Annotated in this window: 22 protein-coding genes; 6 read left to right on the top strand and 16 right to left on the bottom strand. The window is 48.9% G+C overall.

Going from position 1 to position 24,573, the window contains the following annotated elements:
• Positions 1-128: 128 nt before the first annotated feature.
• The 9 genes from KNQ15_RS11395 to acnA all read right to left on the bottom strand — a co-directional run bounded on the left by KNQ15_RS11395 (position 129) and on the right by acnA (position 10,586).
• Entirely contained in the window at positions 129-791 is a 663-nt protein-coding gene (locus tag KNQ15_RS11395) for a copper homeostasis protein CutC (protein ID WP_050678318.1), read from the bottom strand.
• 25 nt (positions 792-816) lie between these two features.
• A complete protein-coding gene (locus KNQ15_RS11390) occupies positions 817-1,581 on the bottom strand; it encodes a DeoR/GlpR family DNA-binding transcription regulator (RefSeq protein WP_047391234.1) in 765 nt (254 codons plus the stop codon).
• 191 nt (positions 1,582-1,772) lie between these two features.
• Positions 1,773-2,387, bottom strand: a complete 615-nt coding sequence (plsY, locus tag KNQ15_RS11385) for a glycerol-3-phosphate 1-O-acyltransferase PlsY (RefSeq protein WP_214729537.1) — start codon at positions 2,385-2,387, stop codon at positions 1,773-1,775.
• Between the two features lie 17 nt (positions 2,388-2,404).
• Positions 2,405-3,433, bottom strand: coding sequence for a M15 family metallopeptidase (locus tag KNQ15_RS11380; protein ID WP_214729535.1), 1,029 nt, complete (start codon positions 3,431-3,433; stop codon positions 2,405-2,407).
• 236 nt (positions 3,434-3,669) lie between these two features.
• A complete protein-coding gene (locus KNQ15_RS11375) occupies positions 3,670-4,107 on the bottom strand; it encodes an acyl-CoA thioesterase (protein ID WP_214729533.1) in 438 nt (145 codons plus the stop codon).
• A gap of 12 nt (positions 4,108-4,119) precedes the next feature.
• Complete coding sequence (locus KNQ15_RS11370; RefSeq protein WP_023467800.1) at positions 4,120-6,363, bottom strand: AAA family ATPase; 2,244 nt, start codon at positions 6,361-6,363, stop codon at positions 4,120-4,122.
• Positions 6,364-6,439: 76 nt separating this feature from the next.
• Complete coding sequence (locus KNQ15_RS11365) at positions 6,440-7,147, bottom strand: hypothetical protein (RefSeq protein ID WP_029341277.1); 708 nt, start codon at positions 7,145-7,147, stop codon at positions 6,440-6,442.
• 190 nt (positions 7,148-7,337) lie between these two features.
• Positions 7,338-7,802: a DUF3939 domain-containing protein gene (locus tag KNQ15_RS11360; RefSeq protein ID WP_214729531.1), complete on the bottom strand. Its 465-nt coding sequence runs from the start codon at positions 7,800-7,802 to the stop codon at positions 7,338-7,340.
• 57 nt (positions 7,803-7,859) lie between these two features.
• A complete protein-coding gene (acnA, locus tag KNQ15_RS11355; RefSeq protein ID WP_023467797.1) occupies positions 7,860-10,586 on the bottom strand; it encodes an aconitate hydratase AcnA in 2,727 nt (908 codons plus the stop codon).
• 257 nt (positions 10,587-10,843) lie between these two features.
• Here acnA and KNQ15_RS11350 point away from each other — a divergent pair, with 257 nt between their 5' ends.
• Positions 10,844-11,338, top strand: a complete 495-nt coding sequence (locus KNQ15_RS11350; RefSeq protein ID WP_214729529.1) for a hypothetical protein — start codon at positions 10,844-10,846, stop codon at positions 11,336-11,338.
• Between the two features lie 33 nt (positions 11,339-11,371).
• On the opposite strand, the gene KNQ15_RS11345 is transcribed toward KNQ15_RS11350, so the two are convergent.
• The 3 genes from KNQ15_RS11345 to KNQ15_RS11335 are packed head-to-tail and all read right to left on the bottom strand — an operon-like array spanning position 11,372 to position 14,031.
• The gene (locus KNQ15_RS11345; protein ID WP_214729527.1) at positions 11,372-11,950 is read right to left on the bottom strand and encodes a hypothetical protein; all 579 of its coding nucleotides are present in this window, start codon (positions 11,948-11,950) and stop codon (positions 11,372-11,374) included.
• A 34-nt stretch (positions 11,951-11,984) separates the two neighbouring features.
• Positions 11,985-13,169, bottom strand: a complete 1,185-nt coding sequence (locus KNQ15_RS11340) for an RtcB family protein (RefSeq protein WP_214729525.1) — start codon at positions 13,167-13,169, stop codon at positions 11,985-11,987.
• Between the two features lie 40 nt (positions 13,170-13,209).
• The gene (locus KNQ15_RS11335; RefSeq protein WP_214729523.1) at positions 13,210-14,031 is read right to left on the bottom strand and encodes a LysR family transcriptional regulator; all 822 of its coding nucleotides are present in this window, start codon (positions 14,029-14,031) and stop codon (positions 13,210-13,212) included.
• A gap of 107 nt (positions 14,032-14,138) precedes the next feature.
• On the opposite strand from KNQ15_RS11335, the gene KNQ15_RS11330 reads away from it, so the two are divergent.
• Positions 14,139-15,377 (top strand): purine/pyrimidine permease, encoded by a 1,239-nt coding sequence (locus KNQ15_RS11330; protein ID WP_214729521.1) that lies wholly within the window; start codon positions 14,139-14,141, stop codon positions 15,375-15,377.
• Between the two features lie 164 nt (positions 15,378-15,541).
• Here KNQ15_RS11330 and KNQ15_RS11325 read toward each other — a convergent pair whose 3' ends face one another.
• From KNQ15_RS11325 to KNQ15_RS11315, 3 genes are all read right to left on the bottom strand, one after another.
• On the bottom strand, positions 15,542-16,630 hold the full coding sequence (locus KNQ15_RS11325; RefSeq protein ID WP_214729519.1) for an MBL fold metallo-hydrolase: 1,089 nt from the start codon (positions 16,628-16,630) through the stop codon (positions 15,542-15,544).
• 122 nt (positions 16,631-16,752) lie between these two features.
• Entirely contained in the window at positions 16,753-17,226 is a 474-nt protein-coding gene (locus KNQ15_RS11320; protein ID WP_214729517.1) for a general stress protein, read from the bottom strand.
• A 126-nt stretch (positions 17,227-17,352) separates the two neighbouring features.
• Complete coding sequence (locus KNQ15_RS11315) at positions 17,353-18,933, bottom strand: peptide chain release factor 3 (protein ID WP_214729515.1); 1,581 nt, start codon at positions 18,931-18,933, stop codon at positions 17,353-17,355.
• Positions 18,934-19,335: 402 nt separating this feature from the next.
• On the opposite strand from KNQ15_RS11315, the gene KNQ15_RS11310 reads away from it, so the two are divergent.
• A complete protein-coding gene (locus KNQ15_RS11310; RefSeq protein WP_214729513.1) occupies positions 19,336-20,580 on the top strand; it encodes an MDR family MFS transporter in 1,245 nt (414 codons plus the stop codon).
• Between the two features lie 62 nt (positions 20,581-20,642).
• Here the strand turns inward: KNQ15_RS11310 and KNQ15_RS11305 are convergent, their stop codons facing one another.
• Positions 20,643-21,440 carry a hypothetical protein gene (locus KNQ15_RS11305; RefSeq protein WP_214729511.1) on the bottom strand — a complete coding sequence of 266 codons (798 nt, stop codon included), beginning with the start codon at positions 21,438-21,440 and terminating at the stop codon, positions 20,643-20,645.
• 140 nt (positions 21,441-21,580) lie between these two features.
• Between KNQ15_RS11305 and KNQ15_RS11300 the strand changes: the two genes are divergently transcribed.
• From KNQ15_RS11300 to KNQ15_RS11290, 3 genes are all read left to right on the top strand, one after another.
• On the top strand, positions 21,581-22,021 hold the full coding sequence (locus KNQ15_RS11300; RefSeq protein WP_214729509.1) for an RrF2 family transcriptional regulator: 441 nt from the start codon (positions 21,581-21,583) through the stop codon (positions 22,019-22,021).
• 92 nt (positions 22,022-22,113) lie between these two features.
• Positions 22,114-23,127: a hypothetical protein gene (locus KNQ15_RS11295; RefSeq protein ID WP_214729507.1), complete on the top strand. Its 1,014-nt coding sequence runs from the start codon at positions 22,114-22,116 to the stop codon at positions 23,125-23,127.
• 26 nt (positions 23,128-23,153) lie between these two features.
• Positions 23,154-24,458, top strand: a complete 1,305-nt coding sequence (locus KNQ15_RS11290; protein WP_214729505.1) for a VOC family protein — start codon at positions 23,154-23,156, stop codon at positions 24,456-24,458.
• Positions 24,459-24,573 lie beyond the last annotated feature (115 nt).

Genomic DNA, 24,573 nt, shown 5'->3' with positions numbered 1-24,573 from the left:
AACCTAGTTATCCCGCTCTGCTTTTCAAACGCGTCACGGAATCGTCGAAAATCCGTCACGAACACATACAAAAAAATCCATTTCTCTCATCTCATAAGATTTGAAAAATGGATTCGTGCGGTATAGGATTAGCGCAGAAGTCGCGTCAATGCCTCAACACGTTCTTTTTGAATGATACCGTCTTGTAAGACAGCGGATCCCACATGTAGTTCCGATGCCTTCGTCGCCTCAAGAAGTGCTTCCGCATTCTCAAGCGTAATCCCGGAACCTGGTAAGATAATCAAGTCCGGATGGTCCTCGATCAAGCGCGCGATTGTCTCTTTTCCTTCTAACGCCGTCGCTTGACCACCCGACGTCAAGATCCGGTCGACTTCTGGAAAATCAGCGAGCACTTCTGCCGCTTCGAGAATATCGCGACTACTGTCGATTGCTCGGTGGAACGTCAATGACAGTTCCCCTTTATGTTTGATGATTCGACCAAGGAAGCCTTCGTCGACGCGACCGTCTGCGGTCAATGAGCCGACGACGATCCCGGCAGCACCGAGTTCTCGGATCAAGTCGATATCCGTGATGATCGTTTCTTCGTCTGATTTCGAATAGACGAACGACTTACTATGTGGTCGAACGAGGACGTGAACTGGAATCTCGACCGTCGAGACGACTTGACGAATCAGTCCATAGCTCGGCGTCAACCCACCTTCGGATAATGCGGAAACGAGCTCGATCCGGTCCGCTCCGGCTTGTTCTGCTGCGACCGCTTCTTCTACGGTCGATGCGATGATTTCTAACATGATACATCCCTCCCGCATCAGTGTATCATGAGACGACCATCCAGTTCACGCGTTCGTTGAACAGTTTCATCTCCCACGATGGTGGATAGGAGGCTGGACTGAGGACGATCTTCGCACGTCGGAACTCTGCCACCTTATATTTACGATTGCCCTGGAATTCATCATTCGCCAAGAAGGCATAAACGTCTTTCGTACAACTGATGACGGCTTTTTGAATCAGCGAGGATTCAATATCATCGCTGACGAAGCCACGCTCGATTTCGGCACCGTCAAACGATAGAAAACAGGCATCAAAAGCGTAGGCATCGAGCGCCTGCAAGACTTCGACTCCGACCGTCTGCCCATAGGCATCGACCGTCCCACCAAGTAACCGAATTTCACCTTTGAACGGTCCCGTCTTGCGGCACTGCTCCAAGTGACTAGCGACCACTAGTGAGTTCGTGACGATCGTCGCGTTCCCCGTTAAATACGGCAACAGATGCTCGACCGGCTCGCCTCGACCAAGAAAGATACAGGAATAATCGCTGAGCCATCCTTTCGCATAACGCGCTAAACGGCGAGACAACTGATCCGTCCGACGCGAGATCGGTGTTTCTCGTTTTCCTCCTTGATAGATGGCACCGCCATAGACGCGCTTCAACTGCCGTTCCCGTTCGAGCTCCTCTAAGTAGCGTCGTACCGTTTCTCCCGAGACATCGAGACGTTCGATCAAATCCTTCGTCATGACTTTCCCTTCCTCTTCCAGCCATTCCATGATGCGTGATTTCCGCTCTTCTCCTAACAACGACACGTGCGCTTCCCCCTTCACAGACAAGTTCTAGTTCTAGTGTATCGAACATCTGTAAAGGTCTTGTAAATCCGATGTAAATAAACGTGTAGTTCCTATGAAATGTCGTTGAATTCGTCCGTTATCCGACTTTTTCCACAAACAAAAGACGCATCCGCATCTCAATGAACGAGATGTAGATGCGTCTTAATGACTCATTCAGACGGTTTCTTTGCAAAGAGTGGAATCTTAGACTCTGTACCTTGGCGAATCCGTTGGATGTTCTCGCGGTGCTTGAAGATGACGAACATGGCAAGAACCGTAAAGAACGTCGGAACGATCCAGTCGTTCGTCAAGACACCAATCGTGATGGAAACAACGATTCCGACACTTGCTGCCACGATTGAACTGAGCGACACCATCCGGCTCAGACGAAGTGTCGTCAAAAAGGAAACGAGCAGGAAGATGAACAGAACAGGGCTCGTCACGAGCAACATTCCACCTGACGTTGCAACTGCTTTTCCACCTTTGAACTTCGCGAAGATCGGATAGATGTGACCGATGACAGCTGCTAGTCCAGCAAACAACGGATGTATATCTGCTCCCATCAAGATGGGAACGAGACTTGCGACGGCTCCTTTTCCGAAATCACCGATCAATACGATGATTCCCGCCTTTTTTCCCAAGACACGGAACGTATTCGTCGTTCCGAGATTCCCGCTACCATGTTGGCGAATGTCCATCCCGTGTCCCCACTTCCCGACAAGAAGTGCGAACGGTATCGAACCAAGCAGATAGCCAAGAACTAAAATCCCTATGATTTCAATCATAGTCAACCTCCAACCTCTTAGTGACCGACTTTCATATATTCCTCAAGAGTCTGTCCGTTATTTTTAATTTGTGTCGCGACATCGACACCGACATAACGAATGTGCCATGGCTCATACGTATAGCCTGTCCGTGATTGGAAGCCACGATCGTAGCGAACGATGAAACCATATTTCGCTGCGTTATTCGCAATCCATTTCCCTTCTTTCGTATCACCAAGAGCAGCCGTTAATCCGTTACCAACGCTTGGTGCTGAAATATCGAAAGTGAGACCCGTCTGGTGCTCACTATGACCAGGACGTGCTGAATATTGATCAGCAGCTGTCTTGCCATCACGTGCGACATAATTATTATACAATACTTTTTGACGTTCGCCTGAACGGAATCCACTGACAGCGTTTAATGTCACGCCTTCTTTTTTAGCAGCGGCAAACATCTTTTCCATCTGTTTCGCAGCTGGCGCCCGCATGTAGCTCTGCTCAAGTACACCTGAGTATGAGAAGCTGACGTTTGGTACGACGAGATCCGATGGTTTGTAGTCGATCGGTAAGCTGTATTTCTTATTGACGACGACGAGATTACCAAGTGATAGATCTGCTTTAGCATCTGCTGATTTATCAACGTCCGGTGTCTCATCTTCTGGTTTCGACGGTTTCTCTTGTTCTGGATCCTGAGACGAACTGTCCGGTTTATCCGTCGATTCATCTTTTTTGTCCTCTGTTTTGTTCTCTGAAGCTGGTGTATCGTCTTTTTGTTCTTCTTCTTTTTTCGTTTCATCTGAAGATTCTTGATTTTCTTGCGTTGCATCAGACGAATTGTCTTCTTGTTTTGCTTCTTCTGACGTATCGTCTTTTGTTGTTTCGTCTGTTTTGTTTGTTTCTTCTTTGTTCGTGTCTTTTGCTGTGTCTTCTTTTTTCGTTTCGTCGTTTGATTGTTTTGTCTCATCTGATTTCTGTTCCGTTTTCGTTGTATCATCCGCTTGTTGATCCCCAGGATTACATCCTGCAAGGAGAAGCGCTAACGTACTGACGGTTACGATTTTTTTCATGAGTAAGACCCCTCTTCTTTTTATGCTTCTCTATGTTACCGCTAATCGCTCCATCCGTCGAGTCTACTTCCGACAGATGGAGTAAGTCCCTACCTTACTTCAGCTTCTTTATTTTCGCAAATGATCCTGACTTTGTCATCGGTCGTTAGTACCAAGTGCTAAATTTTACTGTTCAGACTGAAAAATGAAAAAAGCGGAACCGATTCAAAAATCGATCCCGCTTTTGTTGTATCGCTTCACGCTTCCGTTAAGAGTGCTGCGTCCGTCACGCTCATCTTCTCATAAATTTCGTGCCAGTTCGGGAACACCTTCGGCAAGCGAATCGGCCGGAAGTTTTCCTTCTTGACGACGACATGTGTCGTCTTCGCAGATACCGCAAGCTTCCCGTCCGGATGTTTGACCGTATAGCCATAAATCGTCCGTAGTCCATCGTAATGATCAATCCAGACTGTGACGACCGCTGTATCACCGTACGTCAACGAGCGTTTGTAATCGAGATTGACATTCGTGACCGGGGAGACATACCCCGCATCTTCCATTTCCTTATAGTCAAGACCCAAGGACTGGATTAATTCTGTCCGTGCGAGTTCCAAATAGACGAGATAATTCGAATGATAGACGATGCCCATCATGTCTGTCTCGGCGTAGCGGACAGGTATTTCAATCGTGTGCATGTAGCTTCCCCCTTAAAAATCCTCTTTTTCAAGATAGGACCATTCTGAACCGGACAAGCTAACTTTGTCAATTAATCGCATCGATTGTTTGGCAATCGCCTGTTCAACGATCGTGATCGCCGCCCGTGCGTTTCCGTTTGGAACGACATCAATCTTTTCGGTAAGCGTCAACCGTGCGTCCTCCGTCAGCTCGTATCCGAACCGCGCTGCGTATCCTTCAATGATTTGAATCAACTCGTCTGGCGAATAATTCGGGAAGTGGAACGATCGCTTGAAGCGGGATTTCAATCCTGGGTTACTCGCGAGCAAAGCGTTCATCTGTTGCTCGTAACCAGCAAGGACGACGACGAGATTATCTTGGTGCTTCGTCATCTCATCCACGAGCGTATCAATCGCTTCCTTCCCGAAGTCGTTCGCTCCACCGTTTAGCGCGTAGGCTTCATCGATGAATAAGACACCACCCAGCGCGTCGCGAATCGCATCTCGCGTCTTTTGCGCTGTTTGTCCGACGTAACCGGAGACGAGATCCGCCCGGCTGACGACTTTCAAGTGTCCCCGTTTCAAATAACCGCATTGTCGTAACACATCGGCATAAAGTTGGGCGACGGTCGTCTTTCCGGTTCCGCTATTGCCGCTAAAGACCGCATGCAGTTCGACCGGCAACACTTTATAGCCGGCTTCCCGGCGACGTTTTTGCATCGACAACAGAGCTTCAATCTGTTTGAGTTCATCTTTGAGATCAGACAATCCGACGAGCGAAGCGATCCGCTCCTCAACGGTTGCGTCCGGTTCTTGCACCATCTCGAAGTCTTCTTGTTCGAGTAAGGCAAAGTCTTCGTGACTGGCACTCTCTCCAAGGCTTGATCCCTTCTTGAAGATCGCATCAAGCACGATATTACGGACAGCGCGTCCATTTCCGAAACTGGCGTCAACTCGTTCTCGCTCAAGCCGTCCGAGCAACGCTCGCTCTGCTTGTTCCGTCAAGACGTAATCGTTCGCGGTCGCGATCGACCGTCCGATGGCGAGCAGCTCCTGATCCGTATAGTCAGCGAGCAGATAATGATTTGATTCCGGGAAACGACTCCGAAGTCCAGGATTCGCCTTCAGGAAATCACGCATCTCTTCTGGGTAACCAGCAAGCACGACCGCAAATCGCCCTGCATATTCTCCACTCGTCATCGCTGCGACGAGCGTATCAATCGCGGCCTGACCATAATCGTTCCCACTTTGTCCGGCACGTTTTAAGGCATAGGCTTCATCGATGAAGAGCACCCCTCCGACGGCTTCACGGACTTTACTCATGACCTGTTCTTCCGTCTGACCGACGAACGCACCGACAAGCGATGAGCGATCCGTCTCAACGACTTCCGGTCGTTCGAGTAGTCCGAGCTCGTGATAGATCTTTGCCATCAGACGGGCAAGCGTCGTTTTCCCGGTTCCCGGGTTCCCCATGAAGATCATGTGTAGCGATGGTTGATCGCTTGAACGGTAGCCATCTTCCGATCGCTTCTGTTGATACTTCAAGAAGCGATACATATGATGGACCCGTTGTTTGATATCTTCGAGACCAATCATCGCGTCGAGTTCCTCGAGTGCTGAGCGTTCGACTTGTTTGCTTTCAACAGGGAGCAAAGCGACGACACGTTTGAGATCCTGGATCGTCGTCGCTTTCAGTTCCGTCATCTCGCGGAACGCTTCCCGGGAATAGAAGCGCTCTTGTAAACTGTCGACGAATGTCTGAGCTGTCTGTTCGAGCGTTGCACTCGAACGCAGTAATGCCGTTCCAGCCTCGAACAGTTCCGTCCAGCGGCCGGCATCCAATCGACGCAACCGCTCCGTCAGTTCGACGATTTGTTCCGTCTCCTCGACGATTTGGCTTGCTTGGAGGATCAGTTCTTTCGTCGCTGATCGTTTGGCGTTCGCATTGTCCGTCTCGCGAATCGTCGGAAACGTATGCGCGACAAGACGCTGATACGTACTTTGTAATTGTTGTTCCGTCAACAGCTGCTCAAGACGGGCTGGCAAACGACCATGCTGACGGATTTCTTGCATCCAGCTCTCAGCTAAGGCATCCAGTCGTCCCGTCATGATATAGCGATGCTCGACAAGTAATGCCAAGATGCGGACGAGTGCTTCCGTTTCGCCAAGCAACCGGCTACTTTGGGCATAACGTAAGGCGAGCACCTCCTCGACCTTCGCGCCCTCTTCCCACGCTTTGATTTGATTGAACATCTCCTCTTTCGAGAATGCTTCCATGTTGAACCTCCTGCGTCTCGAAAAAACCGACTTTGTCCGCTACCGTTTCGTAGCGTCATCGCCGGTCGTTTCTTGTTTATTTTGCTTTTAACCAATCCGGATCGAACGTATCGATCGTTTCAAAACTCTTCATTTTGACAGAGTAGAACAATTTACCGTTATTGCGTGACTCCGCACCGAGTACTTTCGAACGGTCGGAAGCGACATAATACGTTGCTTGTTCTTGGTTGTTTTCTTTATCGAAGATCGATGGATATTGTTTGATCCATTCTTCTGGTACCGTGCTTGACGGTTCTTTTTTCACATACACGTCCGCTGCCATTCCGGCGATGTCCGCTTCTCCCTCGACTTGTCCAAAGTCACCTTTGTTAATGAAAGCGAGGATCTGTTCGTTGAAGCCACGTGAGAGGAATGGGCGCGGCGCACTGACACTTTTGCCAGCTTTCGTCTCATTGACTAACTTCCCTGTCGCATCATACTCACGGAACATCGTCCCGTTCCAGATCGCAAGCGATCCTTTTGACGGACCGTCTACGACTTCTGTCCGGAAATGACCTTTGTCATTAAAGACGACTTCATACGTGCGTGATTCAAGTTCATCTTTTTTCGTCGCGAGTTTCTTCTCAACATATTGAATGCGTGTCATCGTATAAAACGGTTTGACCGTCGCGGCTTTTTCATCGCTTGCGGTCTGCGTCTTGTTCAAGAGATAAAAATTGTAGGCAAGGAGGATCGCCATTGCCACGATTGCTACTGCAATCCACGTGCTCGTTCGTTTCGTCATGCCATGTACACCTTCCTAGCTCAAGTCTCTATTCTTTATCATCGTATCGGTTTTATAAGGAGAATACAAAGGGTTTGTCCGAGATTTCACGATTTCTGACTAAATTCGTCAGACTTTTGAACAAATCAGAAAACGGTCAGGACGACAAAAAAAGGCGAACCGAATGAATTCGGTCCACCCTTTATTACGTTTATGCTTCCTTTGGCGTCAGCGAGACGATCATCGACTCATCGACCAAGTAATAGCTATGATGCGGCATTTCACGCAAATAGCCATCCTGAAACAACATCGCACAGTCAACTTGGAACGTCTTACTATACGGTTTCAACGGAAGTTTCTTCACCCGGTCAAAATAGCGATCAACGGCAACTTGGACATGATCCATCTCATAGACGAGTTCCCGGTCTATTGCTTCCATGATGGTGAATGTCTCACGCGACATGTAAAACACTTGTGTCGAACGAACCTTTAAATACGGCTCCAACTGCTTTAAGTCGATGCGTTGCTCATTATCTAGAAGCACTGTCCGATTCGTCCCTTTCGGTAGTTCGGATTCAAAGGCATGCGTCGCTTGTTTGACTTCATCAAGCGTCACGTCACGCATCGGCAATGGCTGGTCGTCCTTCGGTTGAAACCACTTCTTGAATCGATTCACCTTTTTCCTCCTCTCGTCAAAAAAAGGTGGGGTTTCCCCCACCTTTGATTAGACAACTTATGCTTGTTGGAGACGCTCACGAAGGACCATTGGAAGGATCCCGCCGTGACGGTAGTAATCGATGTCGACTTCTGAATCGAAACGAGCGATCGCTTCAAACTCAGTGACTTTTCCGTCTGCCGCTGTCGCTGTGACTTTAACGATGTCACGTGGACGAACAGACTCATCGATTGCGATGCTGATCGCTTCTTCACCTGTTAAACCAAGTGTTTCAGCTGTCGTGCCTGCCACGTATTGCAGTGGAAGAACACCCATCATGACGAGGTTTGAACGGTGAATCCGCTCGAAGCTCTCCGCGATGACAGCTTTGACGCCGAGCAAGTTCGTTCCTTTTGCTGCCCAGTCACGCGAAGAACCCATACCGTAATCTTTACCAGCTAGGATGACGAGACCTGTGCCATCTTCTTTGTACTTCATCGCAGCATCGTACATCGCCATCGTTTCGCCTGTTGGCCAGTACGTCGTGAAGCCACCTTCTGTACCTGGTGCGACTTGGTTACGGATGCGGATGTTCGCGAACGTTCCGCGCATCATGATTTCGTGGTTACCACGACGTGAACCGTATGAGTTGAAGTCTTTTGGTGCAACCCCTTTGTTGACGAGGTATTGACCGGCTGGTGTCGTTTTCGAGAATGAACCCGCTGGTGAGATGTGGTCCGTTGTGACTGAATCAGCGAACTTACCGAAGACACGGAGTCCGTTGAGTGCTTCGACTTGACCAGCTTCCTTCGCCAAGTTCTCGAAGAACGGTGGGTTTTGGATGTACGTCGACTCACCGTCGAAGTCGTACTGATCGCCTGTTGGCACGTCAAGGTTGTTCCAACGTTCGTTTCCTGTGAAGACTGAATCGTATTCTGCACGGAAGCTTTCTGGTGTGACGACCGTGTTGATGATCGTTTGGATCTCATCACGTGAAGGCCAGATGTCAGCAAAGAAGACTTCTTGTCCGTCTTTGCCTGTTCCGAGTGACGCGTTCATGATATCGACGTCGACTGTTCCTGCAAGTGCATACGCGACGACGAGTGGCGGTGAAGCCAAGTAGTTCGCTTTGACGAGCGGGTGGACACGACCTTCGAAGTTACGGTTTCCGGAGAGGACAGACGAAACGAGTAAGTCTGAACCGAGGATCGCGTCTTCGACAGCGCGGTCGAGTGGACCGGAGTTACCGATACATGTCGTACAGCCGTAACCGACTGTGTTGAAGCCGAGTTCGTCAAGGTACGTTTGGAGTCCTGATTTCTCGAGGTAATCCGTAACGACCTTCGATCCTGGCGCAAGTGATGTCTTGACGTATTTCGGAACCGATAGACCGAGTTCGATCGCTTTTTTCGCGACGAGTCCCGCACCGATCATGACGTATGGGTTGGATGTGTTCGTACAGCTCGTGATCGCAGCGATTGCGACGTCACCCGTACGCATTTCAACTGCTTCGTCTTCGAATTGAACGACAGCGACTTTGTTCGCTTCTTCTTCCGCTAAGCCGAATCCAGCGTTTCCTTGTGGAGCCGTTAACGCTTTTTTGAATGATGTATGAACATCCGTCAAATCGATCCGGTCTTGTGGACGTTTTGGTCCAGCAAGGGCAGGAACGATCGTTGAAAGATCGAGTTCGACTGTTTTCGTGAATGTTGGATCTTCGTTTTGTGGCGTGTAGAACAAACCGTTTGCTTTCGAGTAGTTCTCGACTTTTTCGATCAATTCTTCATCGCGACCTGTCAGACGAAGGTACGTCAATGTTTCTGTGTCGACTGGGAAGAATCCACATGTCGCACCGTATTCTGGCGCCATGTTCGCGATTGTTGCCCGGTCAGATAATGACATCAAGTGGAGTGATGGACCGAAGAACTCGACGAATTTACCGACGACGTTCTCTTGACGGAGCATTTCCGTTACGCGAAGGGCAACGTCTGTTGCTGTCGTTCCTGGGTGCATCTCACCTGTGATGCGTACACCGATGACTTCAGGTACTGGGAAGAACGACGGCTGTCCGAGCATGCCCGCTTCCGCTTCGATCCCACCGACTCCCCAACCGAGGACGCCGAGACCGTTGATCATCGTCGTGTGTGAGTCTGTTCCGACGAGTGTATCCGGGTACACATCAACTGTACCGTCAGCTGTTTCCTTTTCAAGGACGACAGATGCCAAGTACTCGAGGTTAACTTGGTGGACGATTCCTGTTGCTGGTGGTACGGCACGGTAGTTATCGAATGCCGATGTCGCCCAGCGAAGTAATTTGTAACGCTCTTCGTTACGTTCGAATTCGAGATCCATGTTTTCTGCAAGTGCTCCAGCAAAACCGTAAGCATCGACTTGAACCGAGTGGTCAACGACGAGGTCGACTGGTACTTCTGGGTTGATGACCGATGGGTCTCCACCGAGATCTTGCATCGCTTTACGAAGTGACGCGAGGTCAACGACCGTTGGAACACCTGTGAAATCCTGAAGGATGACGCGTGACGGTTTGAACGGAACATCGACATCGTTCGAAACTTGAGCTGTTCCCCATTTCGCCAAGTTCTCGACGTGTTCACGTGTGATCGAACGACCATCTTGTTGACGAAGTACTGACTCGAGTAGGACACGAATCGAGTATGGAAGACGTTTGACTTCTGTCAATCCGAGTTCTTCCAATTTTTCAAGACTATAGTACTGATAATTCTTACCGTTTGCTTCAAACGAACGGCGTGCGCCAAAGACATCTTGCGACACATCTGTTTGCTTCATGGTGATTCCCCCTTTAAGTGTTCACGACATCAAGCCCCTGATACCGCTTACTTGTACAGTTCTATCATAGTATAATATGGATTCCGTTACAATTTGAAAGAACAAAAGACTTTCGATAAGTTTTACTTATTGCCGATATTAAAAAATTATTCTGTTGTCCTGTTTTTTTCATATTTCCAGTCTCGCGTTTCCATTTAGAATGTTCAGGGTACTTAAAAAGTGTAGTACGATATCCGATTCTTGTGGAGGCGTTTATTATGGCGAAATATAAAAGCGATGCAACGCACGTCATTACGACAATCATTTTTAGTGATTTAGAAAAAGCAAAAACAGGCTTTGCGATGATTAAGGATCTCGAAGCAATCAAGGAAATCGAGATGGATCAGATGGTTCTCGCAAAACGTGACGAAGCAGAGGGCTTCTCTTTCATCGATGCGATCGACTTCACACAACAGGACCAATCCTTCAAAGGTTCATTGATTGGCATGGCGATTGGTCTCGTCGGTGGTCCGTTCGGTATGCTCGTCGGTTCCGTTGCTGGTTACTTGATCGGAGCGAACCGGGATGAGAAGAATGAACGGGAGTCGTTTGATTTATTCAACCGGACGCTGAATCAAATCGATCCTGACCATTACGGTGTCATCTTGATCAGTGAGGTCAACGAAGATTCAGAAGCTGTCAATGCGATCGCCGCTGAACTCGGAGCGACAATTCGCCGGACAGGTGAGACATTGCCGGATGGTACGGTCTAATCAAATCAGAGTTGTCTCCTTTACGTTCTCGTTTTAAACGGGAACGTTTTTTAATTCGTGGATCACCTGTTTTGCTGCTTCCTGCGTCGTGTCTGAATCGACTTTCTGTAAAGCATTGTGTTGCACGGATATGAGGATATTTTTGTAGCTGATGATGAGGAGCTCACCGTAATCACCGTTTGATTGATATTGAATCAGATCATTGCCTATGTATCGATCCGTATACGCAAAATGGATCGCTAATTGCGTATCTTGTTTTTGGTTTTCAAAATAAAGTGCCTCCTGTGTCGAGGACGTATCAATCGTTCCGTCAACCGTTAACCAACGTCTCTTCCCAAAACTCAAGGATTGATCCACAGCTGTAAAGTCTGCACCTATCGTGCTTCTCTTCAACTGAAACTGATCCATCTTCAAGTGTTCATCCATATGCTTGAACAGCTTTTCATACTGAACAGGATTTAAGATGGGATGTTTCGTCTGATTCGTCTTCTGATCCGTATGCGTAGTGGTTTTGACTACTTTTTTCTGTTCCGTCGTGACCGCCTCATCCGTGCATCCAGCAATTAAAAACACACTTGAAAACAGAATTAACATAGTCCCCTTATAGTTCATACTGTACCCTCCCATATTGAAAGTATCTTACACATCATTTTGCCTTAAAGTTGTACAGCGGTTTAATGATCTCAACGACATCGACTGTTTCTTTCGTGTTACGGATGATTTCGTCCATCGGTTTGTAGACGAACGGTGATTCGTCACGCGTCGATGCGACGACAGAACTTGACCAGACATCGGTCATCGTCTTTTCAAATGCATCCAGTTCAACTGTTTTGAATGCTTTTGATCGTGACATGATACGTCCTGCTCCATGTGGTGCGGAATAGTTCCAATCAGGATTTCCTTTTCCGACGACGATCAAAGAGCCGTCACGCATGTTCATCGGAATGATTGCCTGCTCACCCGCTTTCGCAGAGATGGCACCTTTTCGTAGAATCATCGCGTCAAGATCGATGTAGTTGTGGATCGTATCGAACTGATCCGCAACCGTCCACCCCATCGCTTCAAAAATAACTTGAGTCATCGCCTGACGGTTCAGTGCGGCGTAGCGTTGCGCAATCTTGAGATCATGCAGGTAGCGCTCCATCGTTTCTCCGGAAACAGATGCTAAGTCTTTGTTAAACATAGAGCGTGTTGCTTTCAATTGCTGTAAAGTCGCTTGAATCTCCGACTCACGCCCCGCTTGCTTTAATTCCCCGATGACTTGATCCGCATCAAATTGGAAGCGTGCCGTTTCCGCTTCTGCCTGATAATGTTCAGCGATCGTTTTCCCAAGATTTCGGCTTCCGGAATGAATCACAAGATAAAGCTCGCCTGCTGCGTCCTGGTTCAGTTCGATGAAGTGATTTCCTCCACCGAGCGTACCGATCGATAATCGTGCCCGTGTCTCGTTGAACGGTGCAAGCACTTGATCAAATGGTACCTGTTCTGATAATGGATGGGCTTTTTGACGTACCGACATGCCACTTGGAACGAGACGCTGGATCGTTGCGTCAAGCTCTGCAAAGTCGATTGGTCCCTTTTCAGCGAGTCGTGTACACAACATCCCACAACCAATATCGACTCCGACGAGATTCGGTACGACCTCGTCCGTCACATGCATCGTCGTTCCGATGACAGATCCTTTTCCAGCATGGCAATCCGGCATGATTCGAACGCGACTACCTGTCGCAAATTGTTCCTCTAGCATGGCTGTGACTTGCTTAATCGTCAGGTCGTCGACGTTATCCGTGAAAATCTTTGCTTCCCCATACGTGCCTTGAATCGTTTTCATACGATCGTTCCTTTCCATCCTATCTATCCTATCCATTTGGTTATTCTGCTGTTTCTTGTATGATTTCAATGAATTGTTTTGTCAGTGTCGTCGGTCCGGCCTCCGTCAACCAGACGAAGGCTGTCGTACTCGCGGCACCTGGTAGGTATGTCTGGTGCAGTCCTGTCATATCCAGTTCCCGCAACGTACTTTCCGGCAAAACAGTCACCGCCTGTCCACTACGGACGAGTCCGATTAGCGTCAAGACATCAGAACATGTTTCTTGCGATACGACACCGAGTCGTTGACTTAACGTCTGAAAGACACCCAGTCCTTCTTGACTCGGAATGATGAGATCCGCAGTCGGGTGATCGGGGTGCCAGACTTGATGAAACGGTTCTTCCTCTATCCATTCAATCGAGATCCCTTGCGCATCAATCGGCAGACGGACGAACGCTGCGTCAAGCGACCGCTCTTTCAACCGTTCGATGAGCGCACTCGATTCTCCTTGGTGGACTTGTAAGATAATGCCAGGATGTCGTCGTTTCATCTGTTCGATCCATTCGACGAGCCGACTGGCAGATAACGTGTTGACACCAATCCGCAAGATCCCCGTTCGACCGGCTTCGATGTCGCTCACTTCCATTCGCGTCTCCTGCTCGAACTGCAACAACGAAACCGCTCGTTCATATAAGCGGTTGCCGCTTGGGGTAATCCTGATCCCACGTCCTGCCCGCTCGATCAGACGAACTCCGAGTTCTTCTTCCATCCGCCGGATTTGCTGGGTTAAGGCAGGTTGTGCCATCCGTAAGCGCTCTGCCGCCCGCGTAACGGATTGTTCCTCGACGACCGCACAAAAATAACGATACTGACGTAAATCCACATTCATCATCTCTTTCATATGTTTTCATGTATAAAGATATATGAATCATAACATCAATCATATGCTATGATGCAGGAATATCTGAAGTTAAAGAAAGGAGCTTTTTCATGAAACAAACGACTTCTACCTTCCAGTGGATCGTCTTTTTACTCGCGAACACGATTGCCTTACCAATCGTCGTCGCCAGTCTGTTCGACCTCTCCTCAGTCGAGACAGCTGCCCTTGTCCAACGGTCGTTCTTTGTAGGCGGGATTGCCTGTTTCCTACATGGCGCTGTCGGCCACCGGCTTCCGATCGTATCGGGACCTGCCGGATCATGGGTCAGTATTTTCGTCGTCATCGCCGCCTTACCGGTCGATTCAAAAACAGCCTTTACGATTGCGATGGCAGCTGTCGTCATTGCTGGTGTTGTCCTCATCATCCTTGGTTTGACAGGATGGACGAAATACTTATTACCTGTTTTCACACCGCTCGTCAGCGGAACATTTTTGCTCTTATTATGTATTCAATTGACAGGTGTCATGCTTGGTGCCGTCCTCGCCGTCGAAGCAACACGTCTCGCCGGGATCATCACGTTCTTGCTCGTGCTCGGACTCAGCCAATTCGGACCGAGTCGCTTACGCCCGTTTGCCTTGATGATCGGGATCATCGTTGGTTGGCTCGTCAGCCGTCCGTCACTTCCTACGTCGTCAAGTTTGTTTGCACCACCGCAAGCGTTACCGTTTGGATGGCCGCAGTTTGACGGCAGTGCATTCCTTGTCGCGATTCCGTTCGCGATCTTGCTCGTCGTCAATTTGATCGCCGCTTTAAGTGCCGTCGAAGCGACGCTTCAAAAACAAGGTCGTCTGCACCAAGGATTATCCATCGAAGGCGTCATTCATTTACTCGCTGCTACTTTCTCGACGCTTGTGCCGGTGCCGTTACCCATCACGAGTGGTTTCATCGCGCAAACTGGTAGCCGGAAACGTCGCCCGTTCTTGATTGCCTCACTCGTCATCGCACTGATCGGGTTCTTCCCAAGCTTGATCGGAATCATCGCGACATTACCGCGTAGCGTCGCGAGTGCCGCGTTGCTTGCGACATTGCCGCACATGTTCTTGATTGCCTGGCAGTCAGCGGAAAGTAACATGGAGAACAGCCGTCGCCGCCATGCGTTTGCGATCAGTGCCGTCATCGGCATCAGTATCTTGTTGCAATCGACCGTCATCGCTGAAGTTCTACCTTTGACGCTTCGCCCATTCCTCAGTAACGGGTTGCTCGTCGGAACGATGCTTGTGCTCGGTTTCGAGATCGTCGAAAAAGTACGTTCTCGCAATGCGAAACAAGCAGATCGATTGGCGAGCTAAATGGTATTGTACGACCGGACGACGTCATCATTCTCGCTTTCCTGTAAGGGTCGAGGATGAACATCTCGTCCGTTTATTCACCTAAAAAAGTAGCCTTTTCGATGTGATTCGAAAAGGCTACTTTTTTATCATTTCATTCAATTAAAATCAAAAAGCTATTTTACTCAACGCACTTCCCGCCACCATTTTCGTGTCGTGCTCTCGGGTGTCACACTTTCCCCGATCATCGGTGTCAGAACCGAAATCTCGTCACGTTTCGCTTCCTTGAGCAACCGTTCGACCGGTTCGAACCAGGCATGAAACGCAAGGATGAAGGCAGACCAGTGTATCGGCATCAGGACACGTCCTTTGACATCACGATGTGCTTGAACGGTTTGTTCCGGTAACATGTGCGAATTGGACCATCGAACATCATACTGCCCACATTCCATCATCGTCAGGTCAAACGGACCATATTGTTCACCGATTGCTTTGAAGTGTGGACCATAACCACTGTCGCCACTAAAGAAGACCTTTTGCGAGCCTTCGATCACCCATGACGCCCATAGCGTCGAAAACTGATCGAGACCATTTCGCCCTGAATAATGACGAGACGGAGCGGCTGTCAGTTTGATACTGCCGACCTGCGTCGATTCATGCCAGTCGAGTTCCGTGATTCGCTCAGCCGAGACGCCCCATCCACGGAGACGACTACCGACCCCGAGCGGCACGATGAAACGACCGACTCGATTTTTCAAGGCAAGGACGGATGGATAATCGAGATGATCATAATGATCATGTGAATAGACGACGACATCAATCAACGGCAAGCGTTCGAGATCAACCGTCTGCGTCGTTTGAAAACGTCCTCCACCCAGTTTGGGGAACGGTGATGGTGCGCGCCCGAGCATCGGATCAAAGAAAATCGTTTGTCCATCGAGTTCGATTAAAAATGCCGAATGTCCGAACCATGTGACGCGTGGTGCTTCACTATCGTCTTGACGTCGCTGATACGGAAGCGTCGGTAACGCTTTGACAGGACGCAGATTTGGAATGTTTCGTCCGTAATCCTTTAAAATGCTTTTCATCGAGTCCCATTCCATCTTCAACTGAAAATCCATCTCATTTTTGAACTTCCCGTCGACAAAACGGTCTGATCGTTCGAAACTTCGCCGTTCTGCACGACTTGGTCGTTTCCCGAACACCGGGTATCGGTTGATGAACCAAGCGCTCGCAAGACCAATTCCTGCTAAAGCTGTCACTATTTTTTTCATGTCTTATCACCTCTTCGATGCTCTCAGTATAGCACCTCGATTCCTCAGACATCTCGCTTTGCGACTCCGGACGCGAGAAAAAAAGTGAAGATCACCGTCATCGGTGCCTTCACTTCTAGGTATTAGTCGAGATCGTCTGCTTTCCATTTCGCCCGGTCGCTCTTCTCACCATCTTCACGGTGATTGCTCTCGTAGGCATTGTTCCCCGGATTTTCGACCTTGTTATCATCGTGCCGATGGTCGTGGTCATGGTCATGATGGTGATCGTGGTCATGATGGTGATCGTGGTCATGATCATGGTCGTGATCTCGATCCTTGACGAACAATGCAAGACCGCCGCGCTCGACTTCCGCGTAGTGCCGTTCTGCCTCATCATCCGAATGTCCGACACGTTTTAATGTCTCACGGAGCGGTGGTTCTTTAGAAAACGTTGATTTGACTTGATCAATCCAACTCGCACCTGATGCTTCGTCTGCCGCGTCATCACGACCCACGACAGAAAAATCTGAATCATGATGTCCTTGGTGTTTCAATTCCTCGATTTTTCGTTCCAGACTCGATTGATCCTGATAGATCCCAACAAACCGTTTCGCCATCACATGACACCGTCCTTTTTCATATGAATTCAAACACGCTCTATTTTTACCCTTGTTCGCTTGGCCTCAAACGAGATTTCAGGAACGAAAAAACGGACCACTTCGGAAAGTAGTCCGTTAAAAAACTTAGAGTTGTTGCGGTGAATCGACCAATGTGATCGTTCCTTCGTTTTTCTGAACGAATCGCTCGTAAACGAAATCGTTCGCAAACAGCAATACAGCATTTTCCCAGCGGTCGTAGACGAGCACCGTCCGTGAATCCGTCAATTGTTTGACAGCAGCAACTTCAGCCGGCTTGATCCACTTCGCGACTTGGAAGTTCGCAGCATCCTTCAAGATATCAACGCCATACTCACCTTTGAGCCGGTGCTCGAAGACTTCGAATTGGAGTTGTCCGATTGCTCCGAGAATGATTTCGTTGTATTCCGTCTTGTAGACTTGGATCGCGCCTTCTTGCGCGAGCTGCTCGACACCTTTTTGGAACTGTTTCGACTTCAAGGCGTTTTTCGTATAGACCTTCAAGAAGAGTTCCGGTGCGAACGTTGGGAGTGCTTCATATTGGAGTGATGGATCACCATTCGTGATCGTATCGCCGATTTGATAGTTGCCTGAATCGTATAGCCCGATGACGTCTCCCGCGAACGCTTCGTTAACCGTTTCACGCTCATCTGCCATGAATTGTGTCGATTGCGACAGCTTCATCTTTTTCCCTGTCCGTGTCAGGACGACGTCCATTCCACGATCAAACTTACCCGTACAAATACGGACGAACGCGATCCGGTCACGGTGGTTCGGGTTCATGTTTGCTTGAATCTTGAAGACGAAACCACTGAAGAAGTCTTGCGCCGGTTCGACCTTCCCTTTGTTCGACTCACGTGGTGTCGGTGAAGGAGACAGGTTCAAGTAATGTTCAAGAAGTGGTGTGACACCGAAATCAACGAGTGCTGATCCGAAGAAGACCGGAGTCAATTCGCCTTTTGCAATCAATTCTTCATTGTATTCGTTACCTGCGCCGTCGAGTAAGTCGACTTCATCCATCAACGTCTCGTACATTTCCGAGTTGATCGTCGTCGCGAGTTCTTCGTTCGCGAGACCTTCCTCACCGAGTTCGATCGACCTACGATCGTTCTTGAAACAATGGAATTGTCCTTTGACGCGGTCGTAGACCCCTTCGAACTGTTGACCCGACCCAGCTGGCCACGTCACAGCAACCGACGGAATGCCGAGTACTTCTTCAAGTTCTTCCATCAATTCGAGTGGATCACGTGCTTGACGGTCCATCTTGTTGATGAACGTAAAGATTGGAATCCCGCGCATCCGACAAACTTGGAACAGTTTCTTCGTTTGCGACTCGATCCCTTTCGCTGCATCGATGACCATGATTGCTGAGTCAACAGCTGTCAGGATCCGGTACGTATCTTCACCGAAGTCGGAGTGACCTGGTGTATCCATGATCGAAACGATTTTTTTATCGTATTCGAATTGCATGACCGAAGACGTAACAGAGATTCCGCGTTGTTTTTCGATTTCCATCCAGTCCGATTTCGCGAATTTCGAGTTTTTCCGTGCCTTGACAGAACCTGCCTCACGGATTGCCCCTCCGTGTAGGAGGAATTTTTCAGTTAATGTCGTCTTACCCGCATCCGGGTGGGAAATGATGCCGAAAATCCGACGCTTTTCGACTTCCGTTTGTAGAATGTTTGTCATGTATGGTAGTTCCTTTCACCGATATATTCAAAAGTCCGATCAATCTTTTTCGCAACTAGTCTATCATACCGAATTTTCAAGGTCTCGTCCATTTCACTTCATTGACTTAATTTTCAGATTTAAAGTTGACAGTTCTTCTACTTCTTCTTTACGATGACTAGGAAGTTCACTATTACAGAAGGAGGAGACGTACAATGGTATTCCATCAAGCCCGGACATCTGTCCACACTGTCTTTGTATCGGCTACAACTGTACGTCACCCAATCGTTTAATTTTTAATTAAGCAGGGTGTGCGTATGCGTATACGTACATGCTGCCCTCTTATATTAGGACGGGTATGCCCATATTTGTGCGTATCCGTCTTTTCTATTGTCTAAAAACGGAATATAAGGGGTTTTCACTATGTTTAACGCACTCAAACAGCTTGATCGCAACATCTGGATCCGGTTCGTCGGGGAAACGATCACGGGAATCATGATGTTCATGATTGCACCATTTTTAGTTCTGTATTATGCGGATCGTCTCGATTCCTACTTTTTGGTCGGTGTCATCATGGCGACCGGACCGATCATGTCACTCGTCGGCGCCGTCCTCGGTGGTCATTTCGCTGATAAATTCGGTCGAAAACCACTGATGGTCCTCTCGATCATCGGGGATGTCATTGCGCTAATCGGCTTCTCGTTCGCCGATTCATTCGGACCGCTTCTCGCTTTGAACGCGCTGCTCGGTTTATCCAGTTCACTGTTCCATCCGGCGGCAAGCGCGATGGTCGCTGACGTCACGCCACCAGAACGCCTGAACGAATCGTTCGGTCTGCTGCGGATGGGACATAACGTCGGGGCAGCATTCGGTCCACTGCTCGGAAGTGCCGTCCTGTTCGTTGACCGTTCACTCATCTTCTACTCTGCCGCTTTCGTCTTTTTCCTGTACGGACTCGTTCTCTACTTCTTCATCGAAGAAACGAAACCGGAGTATATTGAAAAGACAGACGAAGTCAAAGTGTCCCCACTCACCGTGTTACGGAAGGACCATGTCTTTTTAATCTTCATCGGTGCGGGTGTCTTCATCTCGATGGGATTTGCCCTCGTTGAGAGTATGTTACCGGTCTTCTTGAAGGAAGCACTACCAGGTTTACCGACGAAACAAAATCCGTTCCCTTACTTGATGGCATTAAACGGAATCATGGTTGTCTTGTTCCAGTTCCCGATCGCTGCTCGCTTGTCCGGCAAAGCATTCGGAAAAGTCATGTTGCTCGGCGCATCGATCTTTGGAATCGGCATGATTTTCCTCGCATTCGTGCCGTCTTACCTGTTCTCTCTTGGAACGGACTATGTCGTGCTCGTGACGATCCTGCTTGCAATCTATGCATTCTATACGCTCGGTGAGATGATCATGTCTCCTGTGCAGATGACGTTCATCGCTTTGATCGCCCCGGAACATCTCCGCGGAACGTACAATGGTGCTGCGAGTCTCCAGTGGTTGATTGGCGGCGTCACCGCACCGCTTCTCGGATCGTTGTTCCTTGATTCCGGAAAAGGTGACTTTGCCCTAGCATTCATCGGACTGCTCTGCTGTGTCTCCGGTGGTATCTATCTCGCACTCGACCGATCGATCCAACGCGCGAAGCGTTTAACGAAATCAGCTTAAAGCTAAAAAAGCGATGTGTCATGCTCCGACTTTTGTCAGAGCGTTACACATCGCTTTTCTCGTTAAGAGGGTAATTGATTGGCCGCTACGAACGGACCGAACAGGACCGGTAACGGATCGAGTCGTTGCTGGATTTCTTCAATAAAATTCGTCGATCCACTGACGAAGACGATCGGATCATTCGCCGTGATCATCGTCAAGAATTCGTGCATCTGTTGTTCCCATCCTTCTCGACGAATGTGGTGAACGACCATGCCTTTCATCGTCAAGGATACGACATTCGCTAACATGCGTTCTGCCAGTTCCTCAGCTGAGACATGTAACAATGTCGTTTTTCGACCACTCAGGAGCGCATGCCGGGCTTCATCGATGACGGACCCGAGGTGATGATCTTCCGCAATCAACAAGATATCTTGTTGGCGCCAGTTCTCGGCATGGCGGTATTTACAAAAATGCCGACACGTATCGACGAGTTGATGGTGAACAATTGCCCATGCTTGAAGCAACGGCGCATCTTCCGCTAGCGCATATTCAATCTGGATGGCTTTTAGAATTTCATGACTGATGATGTCCGGGTATGTCAGCAGAAACGATTTCGTCTGATTGATTTCGTTCAATAAAATCAATTTAAACAGTTCACTCGATTCATGTTGGTTAGTAATCTGATTCAATAATTGACTCAGGCGTAAAATCCGTAATGCGCGAGTTCCGTCCTGAGCCCCCGCTTCTCGAAGCGCGCGCAATTCTTCTTCATACGTCGCCTCGAGCGAGTCATAGAAGCGCGTCGCGATCCGCAATCCCTTTTGCTCCATCGATGGACCGAGCTGTTGCAAAAGGTGTAATGCCTGATCGAAATGCATAATTTAACCTACCTTTCACCGTCCATTATGCGATAATCGCCTCATAAAAACAATCTGTAAAATGCATCTTATTTTTTGCACATTGAGAGTTGATAATGCTTGCGTCGCCCCCTAGTATGTGTGTTAAGTAGGTGATGAAAATGCGCATGACACGTTATACGGATTACGCGATTCGGTCCCTGCTGTTCGCAGCAGCTCACCCCGATCGTTTAGTCCGAATCCAGGAAGTAGCGGATTGTTACGACATTTCTAAGAATCATTTAATGAAAGTAGTCTATCGTTTAGGGCAGAGTGGTCTGATTGATTCTGTCCGTGGTCGTGGAGGTGGTTTCCGCTTAGCAGGTCCTCCAGATGCAATTCATATCGGTGACGTCGTACAACTGTTTGAACCAACCGTTCATTTTCTCGATCCGCAAGAAGGCATTCACGAGGTCCCTTCGCTCAATCCGGCACGTGATGCCTTCGATGATGCCATTGCGGCGTTCCATCAAGTACTCAATAGTTACACGGTACATAATTTGCTACATCCGACAGCTGATACTCATCCACAAATACTTGAAATGATTCCGAACCGCGATTGAGCCGGTTCGGAATCTTTTTTTATTCCATCCTCGCTCAATTGCGATTTCTCAAAACGCTCGTGGTATACTTATATAAGAAAGGAGGGGTACAGATGAACCCTCAAGAAGAACTCCATCTCTTATATCTTCGCTTAAAGGAAGAAGAACCCTCCGTTGCACGCGGTGAGGCCTTATGGGCCATCTTTGAGGAAACAGCTGATGATTCACTCCGCTTCCTCTCCTTATGGGCATTTTCACAAAATCAATTTGATTTAGGACATTTCCGGTCGTTTCTCGTGTCCTTCACGCTCTTGATGGAATGGATCCGAAAAGATGAGATGACACTGACTCCCAAACAAGAACTTGATTTGTACTGGAACTACAAGTCCTACTTGATCTATATGGCAGAACAAGAAGATGTGACGGTCTCGCTTCTCGAAGAAGACCTCGACCGTTTCATCGACTTCTGTGACGCGCATGGCTTTATTCGAACACGTGACTATATCAGCTTCATGGTCTACAGCAAACTCGGTGACGAGGAACAGGCCGATCATTATCTATCGGAATGGGTTGACGCGCCAAGTGACGAACTCAGTGATTGCCCGTCCTGTGAAGCATTCAGCCGGATGACGTATGCGATTGATCGTGGCTTCGAAGATCGTGCCTTGCTACTTTATGCAGCACTGCGGCATGAACGCGGTTGCTCGCGGATGCCGGATCAGGCTCATCCATACATCCTACCGTTGTTCCTCAGTCGCAAAAAAGAACGCTTCGATTGGAGCGAACGCTTGATCGAAGAAGTCAAACGGGGTGAAACCCTCTTTACAGGCGGTGACGAACCGTATCACCTGTATGCGAAGATGTATTATGATACGAATTATACTTGGTCGATGGAAGAGAAAAAACAATTGATCCCGTTCTTGACTGATCGTGGATATCTTCAGTTCCTACTCGCTCACTATGCGTTCGCCCATCGTCAATCACTTGGTGAGGAAGCGTCGTATCTCGCAGCGCTTCGGACGAATCTCTATGAGACTGCACAGTCTCTCGATCGCCGAATCGAAGGTGTTTTCTACTTGAACCTCGTCGAACGTGAACTAAAACGGATCACCCAGTTCGTTGCTTGAATCTCATTCGTAAAGGAAGTGTCTTCATGTTAGATCATGTCCAGCTCGCTATGCCGAAAAACGAAGAAGATCGCGCCCGTGCATTTTATGCCGGGCTTTTACATATGAAGGAAGTCGAAAAACCGGCTGGTGTTCAAGCCAGTGGTGGTGTCTGGTTCGAAGATCATGGTGCAGCACTTCATCTCGGCATCGAGGAGCCATTCTCCCCTGCTAAAAAAGCGCATCCTGGATTAACCGTCGCTGCGTTCGAAGCGTTGAGCGATGCTCTTCAAGCTGCCGGTTATCCGGTTGAGCATGACACACGCCTTGCGCCACGTCGTCGTTTCTTCACAGCTGATCCCTTCGGTAATCGTTTGGAGATCATCGCTGCCCACCTGCCGACGTTAACGCCGAAGAAGTTGACGGATGGTTCTCATGTCCGCTTAATCGCACCAGCCTCAAGCCTCTCGACGGTCGAGATGAAGATCATCGATGGTGCGATCCAGACCCTCGAATCACTTGGATTACGTGTTTCGATCAGTCAACATGCGCGTGCCGTCAATCCGTTCGGTTCCAGTGATCCGGAGTTACGCGTCGCAGACCTCCATGCCGCGTTCGCTGATCCGAACGTTGATGCGATTCTGTGCGTTCGTGGTGGGTTCAGTACGAATGAACTTGTCGACTTACTCGACTACGAATTGATTCGGACACATCCGAAAATCCTTTGTGGCTTCTCCGATATCACAGCACTCAGTCACGCCATTCTAACGAATACCGGCTTAGTGACGTACTCGGGACCAATGTTACGGGCTTTCCGTGATCGCGACGCCTATACGATCGATTACTTCAAGCAAGTATTGTTTGGAACAGAACCCGTTACGATTAAGCCCTCTGTCCATTGGCGGGATTCTGATCGTGGACACGTCATCACGTTACCGAATAAAGGTCCACTTCTCTTATCGCCGGGACAAGCGAGCGGTCGACTGCTTGGTGGAAACCTTTGTACGTTGAACCTTCTGCAAGGCACACCGCACTTCCCTGATTTACGGGATGCGATCTTATTCCTTGAAGACGATTACGAAGTCCATCCAGCGACGTTTGCCCGTGATTTCGCCTCGTTGATGGCGCAACCAGGTGCGGAGACGGTTCGCGGGATCGTCTTCGGGCGCTTCCAACTCGCAACGAAGATGACGGAAGAGCATCTGCGATATCTGATTTCGCTCTATCCATTCCTAGAGCATGTACCAGTGCTTGCGAATGTCGACTTCGGACATACGAGTCCTTTATTCACATTCCCGATCGGTGGTCAGGTGGAACTGCATGACGAGGTCATCCGACTTCATATTTCCTGAATAATAAAAGAAGGAGACGCGGCAATCTGAACTGCTCCCCGTCAAGTAGACAGGATAAATAATAAAAATCACTTAAACGGCTTGCGCTCTGTATTCTAACGGAGCCAAGCCGTTT

Origin of the sequence: Exiguobacterium sp. s168 (genome assembly GCF_018619035.1) — a bacterium.
GTDB lineage: Bacteria > Bacillota > Bacilli > Exiguobacteriales > Exiguobacteriaceae > Exiguobacterium_A > Exiguobacterium_A acetylicum.
Note: the sequence above shows the minus strand (reverse complement) of the source record. Positions and strands in the feature narration are given on the sequence as shown.